Genomic DNA, 21,345 nt, shown 5'->3' with positions numbered 1-21,345 from the left:
AAAATTGCGATTATCGATAAAGCAGACAGTCAGCAGCTTTGACCCAAGCCCTCACGGGTACTTACGTCGAACAGCTTGAACGCACGTAGCTGTATTCCAGCCTGACGCAAAGTCAGCCCCCAAACTCCCTCCTTCTCCGTGTGCTCGAAAGTAATCTCGGCTTGTACTTCCTCGAGGACAAAACGGCGACCACTCTCAAAGATAGCGGTCGACTTCATTTGCCCCGTGGCTTGCACCGATAACTGGTCGCCCCGGAGCGTCACTTCAAGATGCATGCGCGGGTGTCGATAGCGTCCAACATACTGCGAGAGATCCGTTGAATCTGGGGAGATGTCCTCGCCGGTTCCCGGCTGCTTTTCCTCCATCTTCAGTCGGACTGCTTCATCCACCCTTCGTCCTGCGAACGACACGTCATGCTCGCGAAGGGTTACCGAAGAAACCTTTCCTTCCGCTCCGCGACTGAATGCGATCTCAATGTCGCGGGTTCTTGAAAAGAATGCGTCGGCTTCGGAACAAGCTAGTGTTAGCCGCTGATGACCAGTCAGGTGAGCACAGAGAATCTCGTTCTTATCCAGTGAAATTTCCAGAAAACACCGATGACCCAGTCGAAAGACTCCCACATATTCGTTAAGTTTCGAGGCACCCAAGGTGATTTCGCGACGCGGCTGATACAGGCCGAGGTTAGCTTGCGCAAGGCGCTCGGCGATCATTGAAACCTCCGAGGCCTGGAGATTAGCGAGAACGATGACCGTCAGGTCGTCTGGGCGCAGGCCCAAAGTGCCCATGAATCCATTTATGGCGCCGCCATGGTGGACGAAGCGGCGCCCGTCGATGGACTCAACGAACCAGCCATAGCCATATCCCTGCCCATGATCGTGCAACATTTCCTGGAGAGCGGCTGGTCCGATCACATCGCCTTTCATGAGGGCCTGCGACCAACGATACAAGTCGTCAGCGGTGGAATAAAGGCCGCCGGCGGCATAGGGTAAAGACATTGCAATGAACCTCGCGTGTCTCCACTTACCGCCGATGAAGGTGTATCCGTCAGCTCGCCGCTCGACAATCTTCGACGTATGGTCGTAACCGCTGTCGACCATGCCAAGCGGCTGGAAGAATTCGTCTTTCAAGAATGTAGCGTAGGTCTGTCCGCTAATGCTCTCCACCACGCTGCCAAGTAATACATAGCCGGTATTGCTGTAGCAAAACCGATCACCGGGCGGAAACTCCAGTGCCTGACCACTGGTCAGTTCCATGATCTCTCTCGGGGTTCGCTCCTGAAGCGAAATGCGACTCAAAAAGTCCGGCAGGTTCGTATAGGACGGTATGCCTGATGTATGCGTCAGCAATTGATGGATCGTGACTTCACGCCAACTATCGGGCACGTCGGGGAGATGCTGACCTAACTGGTCATGAACGCTCAACTTGCCGCGCTCTGTGAGCCGGAGAATTGCGGCTGCCGTGAACTGTTTCGTGATTGAGCCGATGCGAAATCTCGTTTCTGGTGTGTTCGGGATTGCCCACTCCCGATTTGCGAGACCGAAGGGCCGCCGGAAGATTACATTTCCCTCTTTAGCGACCAGAACTACACCGGAAAAAAGGTCGTCCTGGAGAAAAGGCGATACGATTTCCTGTGCCGCTGCAGCGTAGTTTTCCACGGGAGGCGTCAAGCACATGATTCGGGTCCTTGATGAGATAGGGCGGAATCCGGTATCACAGTCTATAACGAGTAGCGATGGAATCTCACTTCGTTGGCGAGACCTCGCAGATCGCCAGCGAAGTGTCCCGTCGCGTCGAACGTCCGAAACTGGCCGAACTTAGCCGGACGGTGACTGGCTAAGTCCGACCCGTTCCTGTCCTTCAATTTCGAGAATTCAACGCCCGAAAACGGACATACGATTACTCACCACAGCGCCCTCGTGTATCAAGGGAAGAACTTCTATGCCGTCGACTACAGCCACGCTGAGAAATCATTGTTCAATCAGATCGTGCGGCCACCCATCGCGGCTTGTGCCAACAAGAAGGGCACCGAGAAGGAGATCGAGGCCGCAAAGGTAGCTGGCTCCAAGGCGACAGTGTTCATCGAAGGCTCAGCCTGAAGTTATTCGCAACGAACGAGCCTTTCGCGACAACGTTGCCGAGTTCCAAGTGGCAGTCCGCGAATGCGCTCCAAAGCAATCTGTACCACTCCGTGATGGCCTCGACGCCAGGAGCGAGGGACGGTGAGGGGGCATGACCGCATGGTCGGCGTAAAGCTCGAAGAAATTCCTACGACTACGTAGGTCGTTGAAGTGGTGGAGCGCTTGCATAAGCACCGCCTTGTTGCTGGGGTACGCCATACACGGATGCGGTGCTTGGCGATATGCGAACCTTGGTCAGACTTCCGAACGCTCCACTACCACCTCACTGATTTGCAGCACGGGTTGTATATCCGTGTAATTGGCTATGTCGGCCCTGATCTCCTGCGCGTGCGGGCCGCGGGCTGCCTGGAAAGCTTCGACAGAAGTGCAGACGAAGTCGCACTTGGCCACGTAAACAGGGTCACTGCCCGGAGCACCGCCTGCAATGCCCTTGTCCACCGTGTAGTACAGACATGCGGCGCCGAGCAGTTGTTTCATCATTGGCATATGCCTCTCGCGGTAGTAAGTATGATCGAATCGCGCGCCTGCGGCGTACGGGTACATGACACTGACTTTGATCATCGGGTTCTCCTGTTGCTGCACGGTAATCGAGGCGCCGCCGCCCGCGAGACGACATCGAGGTCGCCGATATAGGGCGTGGCCAAGGCTTCTTCCAGAATCGGCGTACTCACTTTTCTGATTCTAGGCGCAGGTGAACCTGTCTTGCCAGTTTGGTGGCGCTGGGTGTCCAACGATGCGGGAGCAGTTCGGCAATGTCGGACGCTTTGTGGGTCGGCAGTCGGGTGAGTACGTCTTTCAGATATCAGGCCGTAACCGCGTCCGCTCGCCGAAATTCCAGGCACTTCATCAGGAGTCGACATAGACAGCGCGAAACTGTTGCACCCGTATTCACAAAGCTCAACAATTTGGGCATTCTCAAATTGGGCCGCGAGCGCAGGGCGATTGGGAAATTGGCAGCGCTCAAAGATGAATTCATTCCAGGAAGCGGCGCGGTCCAGGTCGTTCCGTATATTGCATATGGCAGGCGCAGCGAAGTGGTTTGCCGGTGCATCGATCGTCGGCGATCTAGATCCAGGTGTCGACCGGCGGCTGTGGCCGTCACCCCAATGATGCATAGGTCCCTCCGCGTTGCCAGATAAGGCTGAGTTGTAAAACCTACTCGAAGACCTACGCCGACAATATTTTTGAGAACGACCGTCATCGACCCTGAGCGGTCTCTCGACATACCCAAAAGCGGCCGTTGGTCCGTACATCAACAATTACTCGCCCATGCATTCGACCGTTTCGTTTGGATCCGCGCTCGCGGCCTCGCAGTCGCGTGCATCGCACTCTCACGCGCGTCGTGGGCCTTGGCGTTCCACTGTTCGATCGCTGCTTTAGATGGAATTGGCGGCTAGCGAGCACGTCGATTGCAGCCACGCATGCAGGAACCCGAAGATCCCGAGAGAGAGCGACACGCTTTGCAACAGGTCTGTGGACAGCCGCTCGGAGCGGATCATCTCTTCCGCTGCGGGCCGTTCGAAACACGTCTGCGCTTGCGTGCGCAGCGGCCCCGAATCATCCTCGACGGCGGAAATCAATCCGTGAGGGCGAGTAGCAGATTGAACCACAGGATCATATTCCAAGCCCAAAAAAGCAGCGACTGACGGGTTTGCTATTGCTCCCGAAGTGGTTACCGCCAAAGCAACGAGTACGCATACTTTTCGCATTGGAGCTTTATGGTTGCCGTATGGCTAGATCCTTCAAACTTCTCTGTCGTCGACGTATCGCAGTAGATTGTCGACGATTTAGCTATGCGCGTCGACGGTCCCTTCATGGCCGCCTGACGCCAATGACGCCAAAAGCGCTTTACTAAAAAGCCGTCAGATCATTTTGTTACACCTCTTACCGAAGCCCGCACTGGCTGGTTACAAAAACCTTTCGATGGGCGGTTATACTCGGCGCCGTCCCAAAAACTAAAGACCTTTTATGTCGAAGAGAATCTTCCAGATAGTTGCCATTGCAGCGCTCACCACTGCGTCGTTACCGGCAGTGGCCGGCGATATGAACAATGCCCTTGGCGGCGCGCTCGGCGGTGTAGCCGGCGCTGCCCTGGGTGGCGCAATAGGCGGCAGCACGGGTTCCGTCATTGGCGGTGCAGTGGGCGGCGGCGCTGGCGGCGCAGTCACGTCAAACCGCAGGGAGCGCACGGGCGCCATTATCGGTGGCGCGCTCGGGGGCGGTGCCGGCACTGCAGCAGGCAATGCGATGGGCGGCCGCACGGGCGGCCTCGTCGGCGCGGCCGTGGGCGGCGGCGCGGGTTCAGCGCTTGGCGGTAACATGTCGCGGTCCAATTCGTACTCGGACGACTATGCCCGTGGCTACCGACCGAACAACCGCCATCACAAACATCGCCACCATGACTGAGCGTTGAGCAAAAAACGGCGTGGTTCAATCAAAGGCTAAGCTCGAAACGCCGAATGCTTTTTGTAGCACTGCACGGGTGATTCTCATATGAGCCAGAACCCGCGGTCGATGAACCACGCCTGCCTCTTCATTCGCCATAGCGACGCAAGACACCGACCGCAGCGAAGGACTCCGCGATTGCCTTCATCGCGCCTTGTCAGACGCCCACCGGCACCACCTCGTACTGACAGTCGCATAGACGAAAACGAGGCATCGGACCACCCTTGGAGACGGTTGCCAGACAGGTCGTGTCGAAGCGGATATTCGCCATCACGCGGAGTGGTGGCAACTCACATGTCTTTTGCACGACCAGGAAGCAACCCAACTCGTCGGCGCACCGGTTGCATCCGCAGGCCAAAGCGGTCATTCGCAACCCATCGAATCCCCCGTTCAACGAATGGCCGTTTGCGAGGGAAGCTTGAAACAGGAGTGGACCCATAAGGGACCTTCGGTTTCCTCCAGAGCGGTCGTTCGGCATAGTCGATACCCATACGAACTAGCGATCTGCGAGGCGATGGTGTCCGTCACGAATTCCCCGTCATTGGACACATCAGAAGCCAGACGGGGTGGAGCAGATATTGGAACGACCCCGTCAAAGTCTCCAAGTCGTAGATGCGCCCGCGGCTAATACGTCGCAATTCGGCAGCGATTGACTTCAGCGGATGCCGCCCGCAGACGGGTAGTCAGGGGCATTGGCAATTGAGGTGTCGACGCCCTGCCACCTGAAGTAGTAGACGCCAATGACAACGCATATCGTGCAGATCGCCAATGCTACTCTGATCATTTTCTTAGTTGGACGACCCATGAATCGAACTCCATAGTTAGCCGACCCTGAAGGGACATTCGTATCGTTCAAAAGGAGACGTTCAGGGCGTTCGGCCCGTGCCACAATGCGTGTGTTTTGAAACGATGTTCGGGGTTGCCAATGGCTGAGAACGACGAAGGAAAAATAAGCGCGATTGAGAAAGGTGCATTGAACACGCTTGCGATTGGTGTCGGGATTCTCGTAGCACTGGTTACCTGGGGCGCACTCTTTAACTTGCTCACGTACCACAGCATCTTCCAGCCACGGCATCCCGTGGCTGGCGGCGACGATCTTAGCGGTGGATTTGTGCTGCTCGCGACGCTTCCAGTTCTGTTTATTTTGCTGCCCATATGCGTGATCGCAAGTCTCCGGATTTTTCAGAAGTTGCGATGACAAGGATAAACACGCCTCGAACGCCAGGTTGTGGTCGCATGCATGCCTCATGCAAAGGGCACGCACCTGAACCGCGCAGGTCTGTGATCGGCAGCACCCGACCCGGAGCGGTCGATCAAACTTCCTCAAAGCGGTCACTCGATCGTGTCTCGGGTAAGACCAATCCGCGTATATACGCATGGGATTTCCTGACCCTTGCCGCGTTGCGATCTACGTAGTTTGTCTCGACTCAGGTACCACGGATGCTTTGAATGCATCGGGATATTCTTGACGAAACCAGTCCTTCACCTGATCGTGGTTGAGCGCAAAGAATTCGCGCGATCGCGGTATCAGGACAAAACCAAAAGCGAGCAGACAGGTGGCAAGACCGAAGCATGTATAAACCTGGCCCACCGCCCAGTGCGTGAGTGCCGCACCTGCGATCATCGGTCCAAGAATGCCAGCAATCTGCGTGGTCATCATGCTGGCAGCGAGAATGCGAACGCGGAAATTCTGCGGGATGGCCAATGAACGATGAGTCGCGCCAACGAGCCCCATCGATGCATTGGCGAAGCCCACACATGCAAGCGTCAACATGAGAACGATAGGTGAATGGGCCCAGCCGGAAGCAGCAAGTGCCAGCCCTTCACACATTGCGGCCCCCACCCGGACATTGAATCGGCCGAACCACCTGACCAGTGCGTCAGAACCACGAAAGCTGCCGAGTAGCAAACCTGCAGATAGGGCCGCTTCGCAACTACCTAGCCAGAGCCCCGACAGCCCCAGTGATTGAACTTTGAGCGGAATCAGCATGCCGACTGCAGGGCCCTGGAATATCCACACGAGGAAGTTGACCAGTGTCCAGCCACGCTCCAGCGGGACGATCCATTTAGCATGCAGCCCCGCGCGCAGGTCTTCCCACCAACGGGCCAAGCCGCGATGGTGTTCACGAAGCTGAGACTGGGATGGAAGATGCAAGGTCACGTACGCAGCGACGCCAAGCAGAATGCCGTTCATCCAGAAGGTTGCAGCAATACCGCCCAAAGCCAATGCCGCACCAGCCAGTGCCGGCCCCAAGGCACGTCCGGCCGCTTGCGTCGATTTACGAAGACGAAGCGCTTCGGCCAAACGATTCGCTGGAACAAGTTCGGCCGAAATGGTGGAACTGGCTGGATCGATGAAAGCTTTCGCTATAACGGTGACTACGCCTATGCAAATGATGAGCGTAAGTCGGTAGTCGGACAGTGAGGCGAGCGTAGCGAGGGTAAAAGCGACGACCATTAAGGCGCAGATGCCCCATACAATCTGCGGTCTCTTTGCGTATCGGTCCCCGAGCGGCGAAAGCAGCGGCATTGCGAAGATCGTGGTGATGGCAATGCTTACGCCGTAGATTGCAAGGTGATGTGCGCCGCCCTGATGAACGATCCACCAAGGGAGCGTGATATAGCCAACCATGTCTGCCAGGATCGTAAAAAGATCGCTGAGAAGCAGACAGGCAAGAGAGGGGGCGATTGCGTTTATGCGAGATTTGATTCCCCGAAGCACCGGTTTCCCCCTGTTGAGTTTGATGATGCTACGTCAACATTTTTCCCGCAACTTAGGTGAATTTTTCCAGATATCGTCGTTTCATTCGTGGGCCGATGAACGGTGCGATTCACGAGGGGATACCGACTGAACGAAAGTAGCCGATCAGCGACCACCGTCATGTCGATTCCGTTGGGCCCCCGCAAGAAGCGGGCGCGGGCGCTCAGGGGGCTTTGGATTCGGCGCGCTGCTTGACCGCGGTATTCATCGCCTGAAAACTTCGCCGAGTGTCCTCGATTACGTCTTTCGTCAACCGCCCGACAAGTAATCCAGAGAAACGCTCAGTTTGCTCAAGATGGGTGCCACCGTGTACAGCCGTCAGGTGAATGCAATGTTTGCCGTCGAAGACGCCGCGAATCCACACGCTGCCACGCCAGCAAAGGTCCTGGCCTGGACGAACGAGCAGGACGGTTGGCTTGAATACCATCGAATCCGATCCGCTGCCTAGCACAATGCGAATTGTCGCGCCCTCCCTGAAGTCGCCGTCAACTCGAGTAATGAAGGGATTCCAATCAGGATACGCGGCACTATCCGAAATAACGTCCCAGACATCGGAAGGCGGCCGATCGATGAGAACATCCGCATGCACACGAATATCTTCGTGCATGATGAAAAGGACGCCAACTATGCCCACCACACTGGCGAGGATGCTTTTCAACCACCACTTCGGCAAGCCCATATTCGCCCTGTAATCCGTTGCAGTTCTTTTGCTGCGACCGTGGGTGACCATCTCCGCGTCGATGTCCAACGGCCGAAACTGGCCGGATCCCGTCCGAAGCCGAACTTCCCGGACCATGACCAGATCGTGCCCGCGATCGAGTCGATTCACACGCCAGCTGTTGCTGGCGGAAATACGCCCCTCACCGCGGCTGCACACGATGACGTGCTCCTCGGTTTTATAGCCGCCGCAGCAGGCAAGAATTTCCGAACCGACAACATCAGCATTGCTACGGTTGTCCAGCACATACGCTTTCGCCTGGGTTATACCCGGAAACACTACCCGCGGCCCTCAAGGACGTGCTAAAAATAGTCGATATCCCGTAAGCGCGAGTGAAGATCCGGTCCGCAGATTGGAGAATCCCACGCGGTCTGTCGCACGGAATTCCGAGGTGAAAGTATGGAAAGAAAAGTGCTCGTCGCGGTAGCCGCTGCGCTTATGTCTTCTGTCGGCGCGCTGCATCCCGAATCCGCCCGTGCCGCTGATGCTGCAACCTCGGCCTTCGACGACTCGACCATCGACTCATCGCTTGACCCCGGCGAAAAGCGCGTCTCCTCCGATGCCGATATTCAGGCGCGCCTGGCAGACCTGCGCTATGCGTATTTCATCGGCTATAACGCGCGCGCCAGGGAAGACTCGAAATCCTATGCGACGTTGGGCGACGAGGTGAAGCATCGGCAAAAGCAGCCTGCTGCGTCGGCTATGCCCGCATCGCCGAAGCCGGTTGCCGAGCGGGTTGCGCCCCCAAGGCGGGTCGTAGCGCAAGCCGCGCCGCCGAAGCAAGTATCCGCGCCGGTCACGTCGCCGAAGCGGGATGCTGCTGCGCGAGCCACGCCGGTGAGGCAGGTCGTCGTGCAGGCCGGCCCTGTGCCGCTGAAGCACGCCCCCGTGCAAGTCGTGTCTGCGCCGCCGAAGCGGGTCTCCGCACCGGCTGCGTCGTTGAAGCAGGCTTCGCTGCGGGTTATGCCGCCCAAGCGGACTGAAATGCAGCCCGTGCCTCTGAAGCAGGTTTCCACGCGGACTACGCCGCCGAAGCTGTTTGGCACCGAGTCCCAGCCTCCCATACTGATTCCGACGCAAGCCGTGACGGCATTGCCGCATGATGACGACGCGCAGGTGACGCAGAGGCGCGATTTGTCGAACGCTCAGCGGGCGGTGCCGCAGTATCGGCAGGCCGATGAGGAACCGCAATACGCGGCGGAGCAGGGAGCTCAAGCGGCTTACAACCGGCAAGCCCGGCAATATCGGAATCAGCAGCCCCAGCAATACGCAGCGGCGCCGGCCTATAACCAGGCGTCAACCGAGTCGCAGGAGTCAGCTGGGTACGCCAGGCGGGACTACGCGCCGCCGCCTCGAACTGTTCAGCCTAACCAATACGCGCCAACTCCGTATCCGCCCGCTCGGTACCAACCGGTTGACGCGCAGTCCGCCTATGTACCTCGGCCGCCCACTCAGGCGGCGCAGCAGGTCATCATAGTGGGCCGCCCGCCTGCCTATCCGGCATACAACGAGATGTACACGCCGCCTGAACAGCGGCGGCCGTACCCCGCCGGCTACGGCAATCCGGCACAGCCTGCCGGATATCAGGGATGGGAGTAGGCGCACTCACTCGCATGTGCCGCCGGGCGCGCTGACTCACGTATGAAACGGGGCGTTACAGGCGTCCCGTTTCCATGATGGACGCAACATGCGCATGCGGACACGTGCGATGGCACTGCCGTGACTCCGGTCGCCCATCAGGGCGATTCCTGCGAAGGTCCATAATCGTACCGATTGCCGCCACTGGCGCATTCCCAGCCAGCGTGACTCGACGGCTGGTTCATGCCGAAACTTGCTCGATGAGTAACGGGGGCGTCTCGGCCGATGCCGTTGCAGGCGGCTTTCGTTAGAATGTGTTTGCGATCCTTATATTCGTCCAAAACCGGAGACAAACATGCCAGGCTTACTTCCCGATGTCGACCGCGAGGGACTGCTCGAGTATTCAGTCGTCTACACCGACCGATCAATCAATCATATGTCGCAGCTCTTTCAAGGAGTCATGCGTGATATTTCCGGTTCTCTGAAGAAAGTCTACAACGCGAAGTCGGCCGTTGTCGTACCGGGCAGCGGGACGTTCGGCATGGAGGCCGTTGCCCGGCAGTTTGCAACGAACAAGAAGTGTCTTGTCATCCGGAATGGCTGGTTCAGTTTCCGCTGGTCGCAGATTTTCGACATGGGCGGCATTCCGTCTGAATCGATCGTGCTGAAGGCGCGCCCGGTCGAACAAGGCAGACAGGCTGCCTATGCACCGCCACCGATCGAAGAGGTGGTCGCTGCGATCAGGGAAAACAAGCCGGATCTGGTCTTTGCGCCGCATGTCGAAACCGCATCCGGGATCATGCTGCCGGACGCTTATTTGCGCGCGGTGGCCGACGCGGTGCATGCCGTCGACGGCATGTTTGTACTGGATTGCATTGCCTCCGGCACGGTCTGGGTCGACATGGAGGCGAGCGGCGTTGACGTCCTGATCAGCGCGCCGCAAAAGGGATGGAGCGCGTCACCGTGCTGCGGGCTGGTCATGCTTAGCCCGCTTGCCCGCGAAAGAATCGACTCGACAACCAGCACCAGTTTCGCTTGCGATCTTCGCAAGTGGTTGCAGATCATGGAAGCCTACGAGAACGGCGGGTTCGCGTACCACGCAACGATGCCCACGGACGGTCTCGCTACGTTGCGTGACGTCATGAAGGAGACCGAGGCATACGGTTTCGATAAAGTGAGAGTAGAGCAGCTTGAACTCGGTAAGCGCGTTCGCTCACTTCTTGTGGATAAGGGTTTTAAAAGCGTGGCGGCGGAAGGTTTTGAGGCGCCGGGTGTTGTCGTTAGTTACACGGATGATGATGGAATACGGTCTGGTAAGAAGTTCGCTGAGGCGGGCTTGCAGATCGCGCCTGGTGTTCCGCTTCAATGTGATGAGCCTGAGGATTTTAAGACCTTCCGTATTGGGTTATTTGGTTTGGATAAGCTGCATGATGTTGAGGGGGCGGTGGGCAGGCTTGCGAAGGCGCTGGGTAGTATTCTTTAGGGGATTTTTGTGGAGGAGGTGCGTATTGGTCGTCATCGCTACCGGTTTGGCAGGAGGAAGCTGAGGCCTGGCGAATGGGCTATGCGCACTAATCGGGCTTAGCGGACATTCGTTGCTAACTGCTATTGCCAATGAAATTCCGCTTGCAGCCTGTTCTGCGTCAGGCAGCAACCGGCCAGCTTGTGGCGTTCAACGCCATCGAGTAGAGCGTCAATAATCGCATAAGCATTCATCCGCACGGCTTTCACAAGCTGCGACTAAAGAACGTGAACAGTCATGCCGATATTCATGGGGAGCACTCTGTGTTTGCCTACTTGATGCCCGTTTATGCGTCGTGGGTTCCCCAGAAATCGAACGGTCTGCAAGCTTGGGCCAGGCGTTTCCGAACTTTTAGAGGGGGCGCCTGCTTCTCGTGCAGCCATTGACGAATACATTCCGTATCTGCCGGTGCTTTCAGCTGCAATCGGCAAGCCGTTGATCCAACTAGGCGGCCGATGCAATGTTGACTGGCTACACCAACTCAATGACGCTGAATATGGGGAGTAGGTATCGGCACTCACACTCCGAGGCGTGAAAGCGCGCCAAGCGGACCGTCAATATATGGCGTGATGATTTCGCGTCGCCCATGTTGACGTCGCGGGCCCTGTTTCAACGACCGCTGTTCGCCACTTACCCTTCTAAAACCAGACCGACTCAATCCCGGACGTCCCTACATGGACTCTTACGCCCCAGACCGCGGTGCGCTTGTGCCGCTCGCATATCACGCAAAGGTGGTCGACTACCTACGTCGCCACGAGCCGGAGGTCTGGCGCTGGGCCAGCGCCCGCACCGGCTCCGTCGAGCAACGCGAAGAGTTGCGTTCGATGTTATTGCGCGACACATATCGCCTCGATGCCGACGCCCATGCCGAGGTGCACGCGGCGCTGGAGCACGCTATGAAGCGCCTTGGCGTCGAAGGTCGAGCAACGCTTTATCAGTCGTCAGGGCAGGAAATGAATGCGTCGTTGATTTATGTGCCCGACGAAGTGCACATCATCTTGCAAGGACCGTTGCTGGAGCGCTTGTCGACTGAGGAGCTGATGGCGGTATTCGGCCATGAGCTTGCTCATCACCTGCTATGGTCGCGAGACGATGGCCAGTTTCTGGTGGCGGACCGCATCCTTAACGACGCGCTGGCCGCTCCTGGCAACAGCAGCAGCCATCGTGAGACTTATCGGCGTTATGCCCTGCATACCGAACTGTTTGCCGACCGGGGTGGCGCGGTGGCAGCCGGCGCAGTGGCCCCAGCAGTATCGACGCTGGTAAAAATCCAGACAGGCATAAACAGCGTTGATGCAGCGGCTTACCTACGCCAGGCGTCGGAGATCGAGTCGCACGAAGCAAAGGCAAGCGCCGCGCATACCCATCCGGAGACCTTCATCCGGGCCCGCGCATTGGCGCTGTGGTGGGAGCAGGCGGAGAACCTCGACTCGTGGATCGAGACCCGGTTGCATGGTCCGTTGGGACTGGAACGGCTGGACCTGCCGGAGCAGGAGCGGCTGCAGCAGTTGACGCGTGGCTTCCTGGCTCATTACCTGGCCGGTACGCCGTTGGCGAGCGACGGCGTACAGGCTCAGCTCCGGATGCTGTTCCCCGACTGGCAGGACGATGAGCCCGCTATCGGGCCGGAAGCATTCGCTGGCGACGTGGCCGACGAAAGCATCCGTGACTACCTCAATGCGCTGATGATGGATCTCGCTCTAGCGGACCCCGACCAGCAGGATGCGGCGTTGCTTCGGGCTGGCCACGTGGCCAGGGCGCTCGGCAGCCTCGATGCCCTGCAGACTAATCTTCGTCGCGATGCCGGTTTCAGCAAGTGCGACCTCGAGCGCTTCTGCCGCCAAGTGGCCGGGGAGGGCCGGGTATGAGCGACCAGCCGATTCACAAGGACGCACCGCGTACGCTGCGCACGCTGATTCAAGCTCAGGCAGGTGCTCCGCTGCTCACCGACGATGTACTCGTGCTGGTGGTGCCGCTGTTCGAACAAGTGGCTTCCCTGCACAAGCATGGCCAGGTCGCCGCACTCGACGTCGACAGCATCCTGGTGGGCGAGGGCGGCGCACTAGTCCTGCGCCGGCCGGAAGGCGAACTGCCGGCGATGGATATCGGCGCGGTGCATCGGGTGCAGCCGCATCCGGCGTCTGGTCTGAACATCATTGGCGCGCTGCAGCGCAGCCATGCCGAGGACGGTCGACGCGAAGTGACGGACGAGGCGCTACAACTGGATTGCGCCGCGCCGATTGAACGCCCGGTCTACCTGCCTGGTCCGCTCAGTTGGGAATTGCTGATCGGTCACCACGATGAGATCAGTGACACCTTCCTTCTCGGCATGGCGCTCGCCAGTCTGGCCTGCGGCCTCGACTTTGCCGATGAGGGCGATCTGCGCCGATTCCTTGCCCACCGCCGCAACCTGTTCTCGCTCCACGGCCGGCTGAATCCGATCGTGGCGTCGGTCATCGTGGAAATGACCGAGATCAACCGGCACGACCGCGCGACTGACGTGTCCGCTTTGGCCGCAAGGCTGCGCACCTGGCGCGAGCAGCCGCTGGGTCTTGATATCGAGCGGGCGCTGGCCGGCGCGAGCGGTGCTGCACCGCGGCGCGCCGCGGTGCTCACACATCTGCGCGACCGTCTCTTCGATCTGTCGCGGCGCAACCGGTTGCTGTACTTCCGTCCCAGCGCGGCCAACGTCAACCTGACGGTGGCCAGCGTCCCCTTGATGTTGCAAATCCAGAGCGTACGGCCAGAGCACATCTGCACATGGGGTGGACCGTTTGCAGCTGAACTGGTCGCCGGGCGATCGGTACCCTTGCAGCGCTGGCTGCGCTTCGACGATCAACCCTATTTGCCAGCCGCGCTTGATCGACTGATCACCGAAACCCGTCGCGACCGCGCTGAATTCGGCTTCAGCAACTTGCGCCTCGTGGTCGCTTTCCTGCGCTGGCACAACCTCAAGGAGGCGCCAGACGAACGTATCATGACGCCGCTGTTATGGCTGCCGGTGGAACTGGTCAAGCGCAAAGGCGTGCGTGACCAGTATGTGGTCCAGTGCACGAGTGGTGATGCCGAATTCAATCCGGTGTTGCGTCATCATCTTAGTCAGCTCTACGGCATCCACCTCGACGAAACAGTGGATCTGGGCAAGACTTCGCTCGCCGAAATCCATGCCAATATCCTCACGCAGATCCATCGCTCGGAGCCATCGGTCGAACTGCGGCTCGTCGAAAGAGCCTCGGTCCGGCTGGTGCGGCAGAAGGCCCTCCAGCGCATGCAGCAATTCAAGCGCCGCAGGCCAGGAGCCGTCGTGCGCGCACGCAGCGGGTCGCTGCCACCGTATAGCTATGCACAGGACGATTACCGCCCGCTTGGACGCGCGCTGTTCGAGCATTGGGTCCGGTCAAGCGATCTGCCGCAGCGCTTCGAAGCGGGCGCCGCACCGCGTGCTGGTCTGCGTCGACCAAACATGTCGGATGCGGCAGTGGCCGACGACGATCGACAAGGTTTCGTGCTGGAAGAGGTCGAAGGTCATCGATATGCGTGGGATATCGACTTGACCCAGGTCACGCTGGCCAACTTCAACTACCGGAAGATGTCGCTGGTGCGCGACTACGCTCAACTGATCGACGAACCCGGGGCCAACCCCGCGTTCGATCGCGTCTTCTCGATCGAGCCGCGCGAAGTGGAGACCGATACACCTGTGCTGCTCGCACCCGGCGACCAGTGGAACGTTGTCGCTTCCGACGCGACCCAGAACGCGGCGGTTGGCCTCGCTCGCAACCAGCGTAGTTTTATCATCCAGGGGCCGCCCGGCACCGGCAAATCGCAAACCATTACTAACCTGATCGCAGACTACGCGGGACGCGGCAAACGTGTTCTGTTCGTTTGCGAGAAGCGTGCTGCCCTGGACGTGGTGTTCCATCGGCTCAAGCAAAGCGGGCTGGAGTCGCTGTGCTGCCTCATCCACGACTCTCAGGCCGATAAAAAATCCTTCATTGCCGATTTGCGCACCTGCTACGAGCAGTGGATTTCCAAACCGCACGACTGCGACGCGTTAGGCGCACGGCGCGCCCAGATCGTAGACGCCCTGGCGGAGCAACAACGGTCTATCGACCGTTTCGAGTCGGCGATGGCCGAGGTCCCCGAGACGCTAGGAGTTAGCGTGCGTGCACTGCTGCGCCGCCTGGCCGAACTGGGCGTTACTCCGGAGGCCGGTCCAGCCATGCGAGAGCGTCTGCCGACGCTGGCGACCTGGGACACTCATCGGGAACTCACCCAGCGCATACACCACGTGATGAAGGATCGCTTCGGTCTGGACAGTCTTGCCGCGCACCCATTCGCCAGAATCTCGCCGCGGTTACTGGACGGCCAGCACGCATTTGGGCGCGTCGAGCAGCTATGCCACGACGTCGAAGTGCTATTCGATTTACTGGACCCGGTTTTCGAAAGTACGGCGAGTCTGATCGATCAGGACAGCACGCTGGAACATGCCCGTTCGATCGCAACCGATAGTCAATGGCTGCTCGACCGTGGCCTTGCCGCCCAGCTGAATCTTCTCGATGCGAATTCTTCCGCACAAGGCGAACTGAGCCGGGTACGCGCGAGCCTGGAGGAGTGCGCGCAAGCGTTGAGCGCGGCGCAAGCGGCCACCGCGAACTGGCGCGACAAGCTTGCTTCGGACGACACCGAGTCGGCGCTCGCGATGGCGCGGCGTCTGGAGCACTCGGCAGCACGTTGGCTGAAACCCATGTGGTGGCGCTTGCGTGGTCAGTTGAAGCGGCGTTACGACTTCGGCAAGCATGCAGTTCATCCGGGGTACGGCAAAGTGCTTGAGGCGTTGGCCGCGGAGCACGCCGCCAGTGCAGCAATGAGTGCGGCCGATGCCGACTGCCGCCGACGCTATGGCGTAAGCGACATGAGCGTCTTTCTGAACGCGCTGGGCGAACTCAAGGTACGGCTGGAGTCGGACAGCGGTCTTCGCGCACTGGTCGCGCATCTGCGCCACGCCGTCGACCCGGTTGAAACGGCACTCGCGGAAGCCCGTTCGTGCGAGGTGCTGAACAAGCTGACCGCACGTGTTTGCGATGGAACGACGTTGAGCACGGGTGCGCGTCTCGCCGACATCGCGGAACAATTACGTGACCTGCGTGAAGCACTGGACGATCTTCCCGACCTGCTCCCGCTGCTGTGTGCAGTTCATGCCGCAGACCCGACCTATGCCGTCGCGCTGCAGATGATCGATCACGCACCGGCCCAAATCGAGGCGCTGGTCGCCGACGAAGCGTTGCGCCGGCTTGAGCGCGGCGATCCGGTACTGGCGCGTTTCAATGGTGCGGCGCTTGCGCAAACCGCACGCGCAGTTGCGAATAACCAGCGCGAGTTGCTCGCCCTCAACGCACACGTCGTGCAAGCAACGAAGCATCGGCAGTTTGCCGAACACGTGCGGCAGTCGTCGCTGTCGGCCACGCAACTGGACGCCGATGGCAAAGCGTTCAAGAAGCTCTATGCCACAGGTCGCCGTGAACTGGAGCATGAGTTCAGCAAGAGCATGCGTCATCGTTCGATTCGCGATCTCAGCGATAGTGAGACCGGCGCTGTGATCAACGACCTGAAGCCGATCTGGCTCATGAGCCCGTTATCGGTGTCCGACACGCTGCCGCTGTCACCGAACCTGTTCGATGTGGTGATTTTCGACGAGGCCAGTCAGATTCCTACGGAAGAAGCGGTTCCTGCCATGAGCCGGGCACGCCAGATAGTCGTGGTCGGTGACGAAATGCAATTGCCGCCGACGAGTTTCTTCTCCTCCGGCGGTGCCGATGGCGACGACGAGATCGTCGTGGAGGAGGATGGTGAGCGAATTGCCATCAATCTGGACGCTGACAGCCTGCTCAATCAGGCCGCGCGCAACCTTCCTGCCACGCTACTGGCATGGCATTACCGAAGCCGTCACGAATCGCTGATCAGCTTTTCCAACGCGGCGTTCTACAGCGGTCGCCTCGTCACTATTCCGGACCGTTTGCTGGATGTAGTCGAAAACGAAACGACACCGTTGCGCTCGGATCAGGATGACGTCGGTATCGCCGGCGCCGACGCGCTGCTAATGAGGCCGGTCAGTTTCCATCAACTGAGCGACGGCGTCTATCTGGATCGGCGCAATGAACCTGAGGCGCGCTATATCGCCCATACCGTGAGTGAGTTGCTACGTCGCGAGACCGGATTGAGCGTAGGTATTGTCGCGTTTTCCGAGGCCCAGCAAAGCAGCATTGAGTCCGCGCTGGAAGCCCTGGCGAGCGAGGATGCCGACTTCGCCGCGCGCCTTGAACGAGAGTATGTGCGCGAGGACGACGACCAGTTCAATGGCCTGTTTGTCAAAAACCTCGAGAACGTCCAGGGTGACGAGCGCGACGTGATTATTCTGAGCATCTGTTACGGCCCAGGGCCCGACGGCAAGATGCTGATGAATTTCGGTCCGATCAACCAGCGCGGCGGCGAAAAACGCCTGAACGTGATCTTCAGCCGTGCCCGCCATCGCATGGCGGTTGTGTCGACAATTCAGGCCGATGCCATCACCAACGTGCACAACGACGGCGCGGCGGCACTACGCACGTTCCTGCAGTTCGCTCAAGCCAGCGCCTGCGGACAGTACGAGCGCGCGCAGGCGGTGCTGGGGGCGATCAATCTCGGTGCGCGCAACACGTTCACGCGTCAGGCCGCGTCCGACACGATCAGGGATGCTCTGGCCAGGGCGTTGAGAGCCCGTGGTCATCATGTGCATGTCAATGTCGGGCACTCCCAGTTCCGATGCGATCTGGCCATTGCCGATCCGTCGGCGCAGGGCTATGCGCTGGCAATCCTTCTCGATGCACCCGGCGAAGAGGTCGCGGACACCATTGAGCGTTTCGTATTTCGCCCCGGAATTTTGCGCAGCTTCGGCTGGCGCGTACTCGACATTCCCGGCAAAGATTGGCTCACCGATGCGGACGGAGTGCTGGCGCGTATCGAGGCAATGCTGACGGATGGCGAGGACCGCGCCTTGAGTGCGGAAGTCGAGCTTCTTACTCCGCGGCAGACACCCCCTTCGGCACTATCGGCGGATGCATCCAATGTCGACGTTCGAGCCGCGGAAGCGGCGCAAACTGCGCAAACAGAAGTGGTGCGGACGCTGCGCTTCGAGCAAGGTGGTTCGAGCAAGTTCTGGCGCGCGAGGTTGCGTGGCACAGAGTTGAGCGTGAGCTATGGCCGCATAGGCAGTAACGGGCAAACCAATCTGAAGGAATTCGACACACCGGAGCGGGCCTGCCGCGAGATGGACAAGCTCGTGGCGGAGAAGCTGCGCAAGGGTTATGTGGAGGGGTAAGAAGAGTCGGGACCGTATTCGATGGTCTTTCAGTACGGTCCCTCGCGTAACAAACCGCTTCGCCCAAAAGCTAGGCATCGCAACCGGTGGAGGAATTGCTGCGGCTTTTCGCATGATCGCAAACATGCCTCCGCAAAGCTTTTTAGCGTTAGCGGGAACGTCTCGTCTATGGCGGCGAACTGATGTAGTCCTTCGGACGGCTGCGATCGGAAAAATTGAGCGGCAGCTCCGGGTCGGCTACGGAAGTTCGGCTGTCGTTCCAAGCCCTCGCTGCTGGGTCGACTTTGTACTTCGGGGTTTGGCCACTTACGGACGTTCAACGCTGGCCCCCCAGATTGCCGACAAACGTCGCTCCGCAACCTTGCTGGAAAACACGCAAGTGGCCCATTGGGCGCGGACCGCGAACGCGCGCTAGTCACTATGCGCGCTGAGCGCAGCCTGGCGAACGGCGATTATTCTTCGATTGGGTTGCGCAGCGTTGCGATTCAAGGTCACGGAATCCTTGGCTCCCAGGCGATCGCACTAAATTGGTTGCTTGCGATTACTCTGTTTCGACATTTAAAGTAGGTTCGGCGTCCCGACCCAGATCGCAAGCGCCTCAGTGGATTGGTTATTCAACCATCCTTGAGGCAGCGTCGATTGGTAATGCGCACTGTCCCCTGTTTTGAGCACAAACGTCTTGCCCTCAAGAGTCAACGAAATTTCACCCGAAGTGACGTAAAGAAACTCTTCTTCTGCGCTGGTTGGCATATCGGCAGGTCCGCTCTGATAGGGCGGGAATCTCACAAGGACGGCCTCAAGCTGCCGGCCTCCAGACTTATGCGTAAGTCTGGCGAACGAGTTTGCGGTATCCGCGAACTCGAAGAAGCTCACTTCCTCGCCACGACACACAAATTTCTGTTCGCTTGGCGCGTCAACAAAGTATTGCACGGCAACACCAAGCGCGTCGGCAATGCCTTTCAACGAGGCAATCGAGGGCATGGCCAAGCCGCGCTCTATCTGTGACAGGAAAGGTTTCGAAATCCCTGCAGCCCTTGCCGTACAGTCAAGAGTGAGCTTTAGCCGCTGCCTCAGCGCGCGGATCTTGCCGCCGAATTGCGCGGATGAAATATTTTTTTTCATTTCGGTGAACATAAAAAATGAAGTGGACTTCGAGGCCCATGGCATCAATGTATTCACATAGTCAGATATGAAGTTGCGGAGTGTGGCGAGTCCACTCGTGAAGCAGCGCGTTGTCCACCGCCATCAGCCGGATCCTCCCTGGGCTCCTGAGATGCTTGCAGGTGCGACACCTTTGAAGCCAGTAGCACATCCTTTTCCGGCGTAGAGGCTGAGGTTCTCTGCTCGGCGGCAATAGATCGCGACCATCCCTGCTTTTCAGCGAGGCGTGTCAGGAAGAACCCGGCCGCAACACCGGTGACAAACCACAGCGCGGCCACTCGCCGCAAACTGCCCCCGGCAGTCAGCCTCGACCAACGCAGCTCGCAAGGTCGGGTTGGAGATGCAGGGCGCGGCGCGATGCGCTGTGTCTCGGAATAAGCGTCTGCCACGCGCAGCAGCCCGGGTTGTAGTGTGGAGGCGCCGGCTTCGCTTGCGTTCTCATAGACCGCCCAAATGTCATCGATGCTTGCTACGCAGCCGATAGTCCCTAGCGGTCGCCAGCCAAGCGAGATTGCGAAGAGCATGTCGGTTAGCGTCCCTCGATCTGTTCCTTCCGTCGCGCGAAAGCTTTCAAGCGACGGCTCCAGATGCTTCGTCGCGATCCTTTCGTTACCCGGCGCACGCGTGGCTTGCTCGCCTGGCCGGTTGCCTTGTTGACGCATCGTTCCTCCTCGCACGGGGCAAGGCCGAAGAATATATCCACACCGGGCAATCAACTAGACGGATAATCATGCATGAATCATTAAGTGAAACAGGATAATGCGAAAGAATGGATTGACTGATCTCGAAGCCATATTGACGGTCGCCCGTTATCGTAGCTTTCGGTCATCGGCGGCCGAACTTGAGATTTCGACATCTGCGTTAAGCCAGATGATCGCCGCGTCGGAGTCGCGCATCGGAGTGCAACTGTTCCACCGCACTACCCGAAGCGTGTCGCTCACAGATGCTGGACGGGAGTTCGTGGAAACCATCGCACCTGCGGTCGCAGTGATTCGTGACGCGACTGAGCGCGCGGGGGCGCAAAAGGATTCGCCCTCCGGGCGGATTCGCGTGAGTACAAGCACGGGCTTCGCGCGACAGACCATGCCGATGTTTCTCTCGTTTATGGAGCGTTATCCCGACATCGAACTAGAGCTAAAGGCTGAGGACCGTATCGTTGATATTGTCTCGGAGGGTTTTGATCTAGGCATCCGTTTCCCCATGGACGTTCCCAAGGACATGATCTCGGTCCCGTTCGGGCGTCCTCAGCGTAGTGCCGTGGTGGCAACGCCCGAGTACTTTCTGCGATACCCCATTCCGAAAACACCTCATGAGCTGCATCATCACGAATGTGTTCGGTTCCGGCTAACTGACGGAACGATCAATACATGGGACTTCGAGTTCCGGAGCAAAAAAATCCGGATAGAACCGAAGGGTCGCTTAATAGTCAATTCGGGAAATCTGACGCGAGATGCCGTCCTTAGCGGAGTCGGCATTGCCTTCATCAACGAATGGCATGTCATGGAGGACATCGCCACTCAAAGACTGCAACGCGTGCTTGAAAAGTGGGTACCCGTGCATGACAGGCCTAGCCTGTACTTTGCCAACCGTCGACATCAATCGAGCAGCTTGCGGGCGCTCATCGCGTTCGCAAGGAGCTGGACTCCAGATTCGAACACATGATTCAAC

At 58.8% G+C, this 21,345-nt stretch carries 13 protein-coding genes and 1 pseudogene; 7 read left to right on the top strand and 7 right to left on the bottom strand.

What is annotated here, in order from left to right; genetic code table 11:
• Nucleotides 1-29 precede the first annotated feature (29 nt).
• Nucleotides 30-1,655, bottom strand: coding sequence for a serine hydrolase (locus R8871_RS00545; protein WP_175048558.1), 1,626 nt, complete (start codon nt 1,653-1,655; stop codon nt 30-32).
• Between the two features lie 315 nt (nt 1,656-1,970).
• Between R8871_RS00545 and R8871_RS38670 the strand changes: the two genes are divergently transcribed.
• Nucleotides 1,971-2,096, top strand: a complete 126-nt coding sequence (locus R8871_RS38670) for a hypothetical protein (protein ID WP_281370210.1) — start codon at nt 1,971-1,973, stop codon at nt 2,094-2,096.
• A 276-nt stretch (nt 2,097-2,372) separates the two neighbouring features.
• Here the strand turns inward: R8871_RS38670 and R8871_RS00540 are convergent, their stop codons facing one another.
• Nucleotides 2,373-2,699 (bottom strand): EthD family reductase, encoded by a 327-nt coding sequence (locus R8871_RS00540; RefSeq protein WP_175048557.1) that lies wholly within the window; start codon nt 2,697-2,699, stop codon nt 2,373-2,375.
• A 106-nt stretch (nt 2,700-2,805) separates the two neighbouring features.
• A pseudogene (locus R8871_RS00535) lies at nt 2,806-2,940 on the bottom strand (transposase domain-containing protein); the annotation flags it as partial.
• 1,166 nt (nt 2,941-4,106) lie between these two features.
• Here R8871_RS00535 and R8871_RS00530 point away from each other — a divergent pair.
• Complete coding sequence (locus R8871_RS00530; RefSeq protein ID WP_175048556.1) at nt 4,107-4,544, top strand: hypothetical protein; 438 nt, start codon at nt 4,107-4,109, stop codon at nt 4,542-4,544.
• Nucleotides 4,545-5,238: 694 nt separating this feature from the next.
• Here the strand turns inward: R8871_RS00530 and R8871_RS00525 are convergent.
• The 3 genes from R8871_RS00525 to R8871_RS00515 form a co-directional block, all read right to left on the bottom strand.
• On the bottom strand, nt 5,239-5,784 hold the full coding sequence (locus R8871_RS00525) for a hypothetical protein (protein ID WP_175048555.1): 546 nt from the start codon (nt 5,782-5,784) through the stop codon (nt 5,239-5,241).
• 207 nt (nt 5,785-5,991) lie between these two features.
• Nucleotides 5,992-7,227, bottom strand: coding sequence for an MFS transporter (locus R8871_RS00520; protein ID WP_407673116.1), 1,236 nt, complete (start codon nt 7,225-7,227; stop codon nt 5,992-5,994).
• A gap of 280 nt (nt 7,228-7,507) precedes the next feature.
• The gene (locus R8871_RS00515; RefSeq protein WP_175048553.1) at nt 7,508-8,308 is read right to left on the bottom strand and encodes an SRPBCC domain-containing protein; all 801 of its coding nucleotides are present in this window, start codon (nt 8,306-8,308) and stop codon (nt 7,508-7,510) included.
• A gap of 153 nt (nt 8,309-8,461) precedes the next feature.
• On the opposite strand from R8871_RS00515, the gene R8871_RS00510 reads away from it, so the two are divergent.
• From R8871_RS00510 to R8871_RS00495, 4 genes are all read left to right on the top strand, one after another.
• Nucleotides 8,462-9,661 carry a hypothetical protein gene (locus tag R8871_RS00510; RefSeq protein ID WP_175048552.1) on the top strand — a complete coding sequence of 400 codons (1,200 nt, stop codon included), beginning with the start codon at nt 8,462-8,464 and terminating at the stop codon, nt 9,659-9,661.
• Nucleotides 9,662-9,995: 334 nt separating this feature from the next.
• Nucleotides 9,996-11,123: an aminotransferase class V-fold PLP-dependent enzyme gene (locus tag R8871_RS00505; RefSeq protein ID WP_175048551.1), complete on the top strand. Its 1,128-nt coding sequence runs from the start codon at nt 9,996-9,998 to the stop codon at nt 11,121-11,123.
• A gap of 713 nt (nt 11,124-11,836) precedes the next feature.
• Entirely contained in the window at nt 11,837-13,030 is a 1,194-nt protein-coding gene (locus R8871_RS00500) for a M48 family metalloprotease (RefSeq protein ID WP_175048550.1), read from the top strand.
• Nucleotides 13,027-18,516, top strand: coding sequence for an AAA domain-containing protein (locus R8871_RS00495; RefSeq protein WP_175048549.1), 5,490 nt, complete (start codon nt 13,027-13,029; stop codon nt 18,514-18,516). Before R8871_RS00500 ends, R8871_RS00495 begins: the two co-directional genes overlap by 4 nt.
• A gap of 558 nt (nt 18,517-19,074) precedes the next feature.
• Here R8871_RS00495 and R8871_RS00490 read toward each other — a convergent pair.
• On the bottom strand, nt 19,075-19,650 hold the full coding sequence (locus tag R8871_RS00490) for a helix-turn-helix domain-containing protein (RefSeq protein ID WP_175049921.1): 576 nt from the start codon (nt 19,648-19,650) through the stop codon (nt 19,075-19,077).
• An 801-nt stretch (nt 19,651-20,451) separates the two neighbouring features.
• Here R8871_RS00490 and R8871_RS00485 point away from each other — a divergent pair.
• The gene (locus tag R8871_RS00485; protein WP_246287280.1) at nt 20,452-21,339 is read left to right on the top strand and encodes a LysR family transcriptional regulator; all 888 of its coding nucleotides are present in this window, start codon (nt 20,452-20,454) and stop codon (nt 21,337-21,339) included.
• The last annotated feature ends 6 nt before the right edge of the window (nt 21,340-21,345 follow it).

Source organism: Paraburkholderia sediminicola (genome assembly GCF_902859805.1).
Classification (GTDB): domain Bacteria; phylum Pseudomonadota; class Gammaproteobacteria; order Burkholderiales; family Burkholderiaceae; genus Paraburkholderia; species Paraburkholderia sediminicola.
This window is presented reverse-complemented; position numbering and strand designations above follow the sequence as displayed.

Coding starts and splice junctions, on each gene's coding strand:
- R8871_RS00540 (WP_175048557.1), bottom strand. CDS start 2,699: ATGATCAAAGTCAGTGTCATGTACCCGTACGCCGCAGGCGCGCGATTC.
- R8871_RS00530 (WP_175048556.1), top strand. CDS start 4,107: ATGTCGAAGAGAATCTTCCAGATAGTTGCCATTGCAGCGCTCACCACT.
- R8871_RS00510 (WP_175048552.1), top strand. CDS start 8,462: ATGGAAAGAAAAGTGCTCGTCGCGGTAGCCGCTGCGCTTATGTCTTCT.
- R8871_RS00505 (WP_175048551.1), top strand. CDS start 9,996: ATGCCAGGCTTACTTCCCGATGTCGACCGCGAGGGACTGCTCGAGTAT.
- R8871_RS00500 (WP_175048550.1), top strand. CDS start 11,837: ATGGACTCTTACGCCCCAGACCGCGGTGCGCTTGTGCCGCTCGCATAT.
- R8871_RS00495 (WP_175048549.1), top strand. CDS start 13,027: ATGAGCGACCAGCCGATTCACAAGGACGCACCGCGTACGCTGCGCACG.
- R8871_RS00490 (WP_175049921.1), bottom strand. CDS start 19,650: ATGTTCACCGAAATGAAAAAAAATATTTCATCCGCGCAATTCGGCGGC.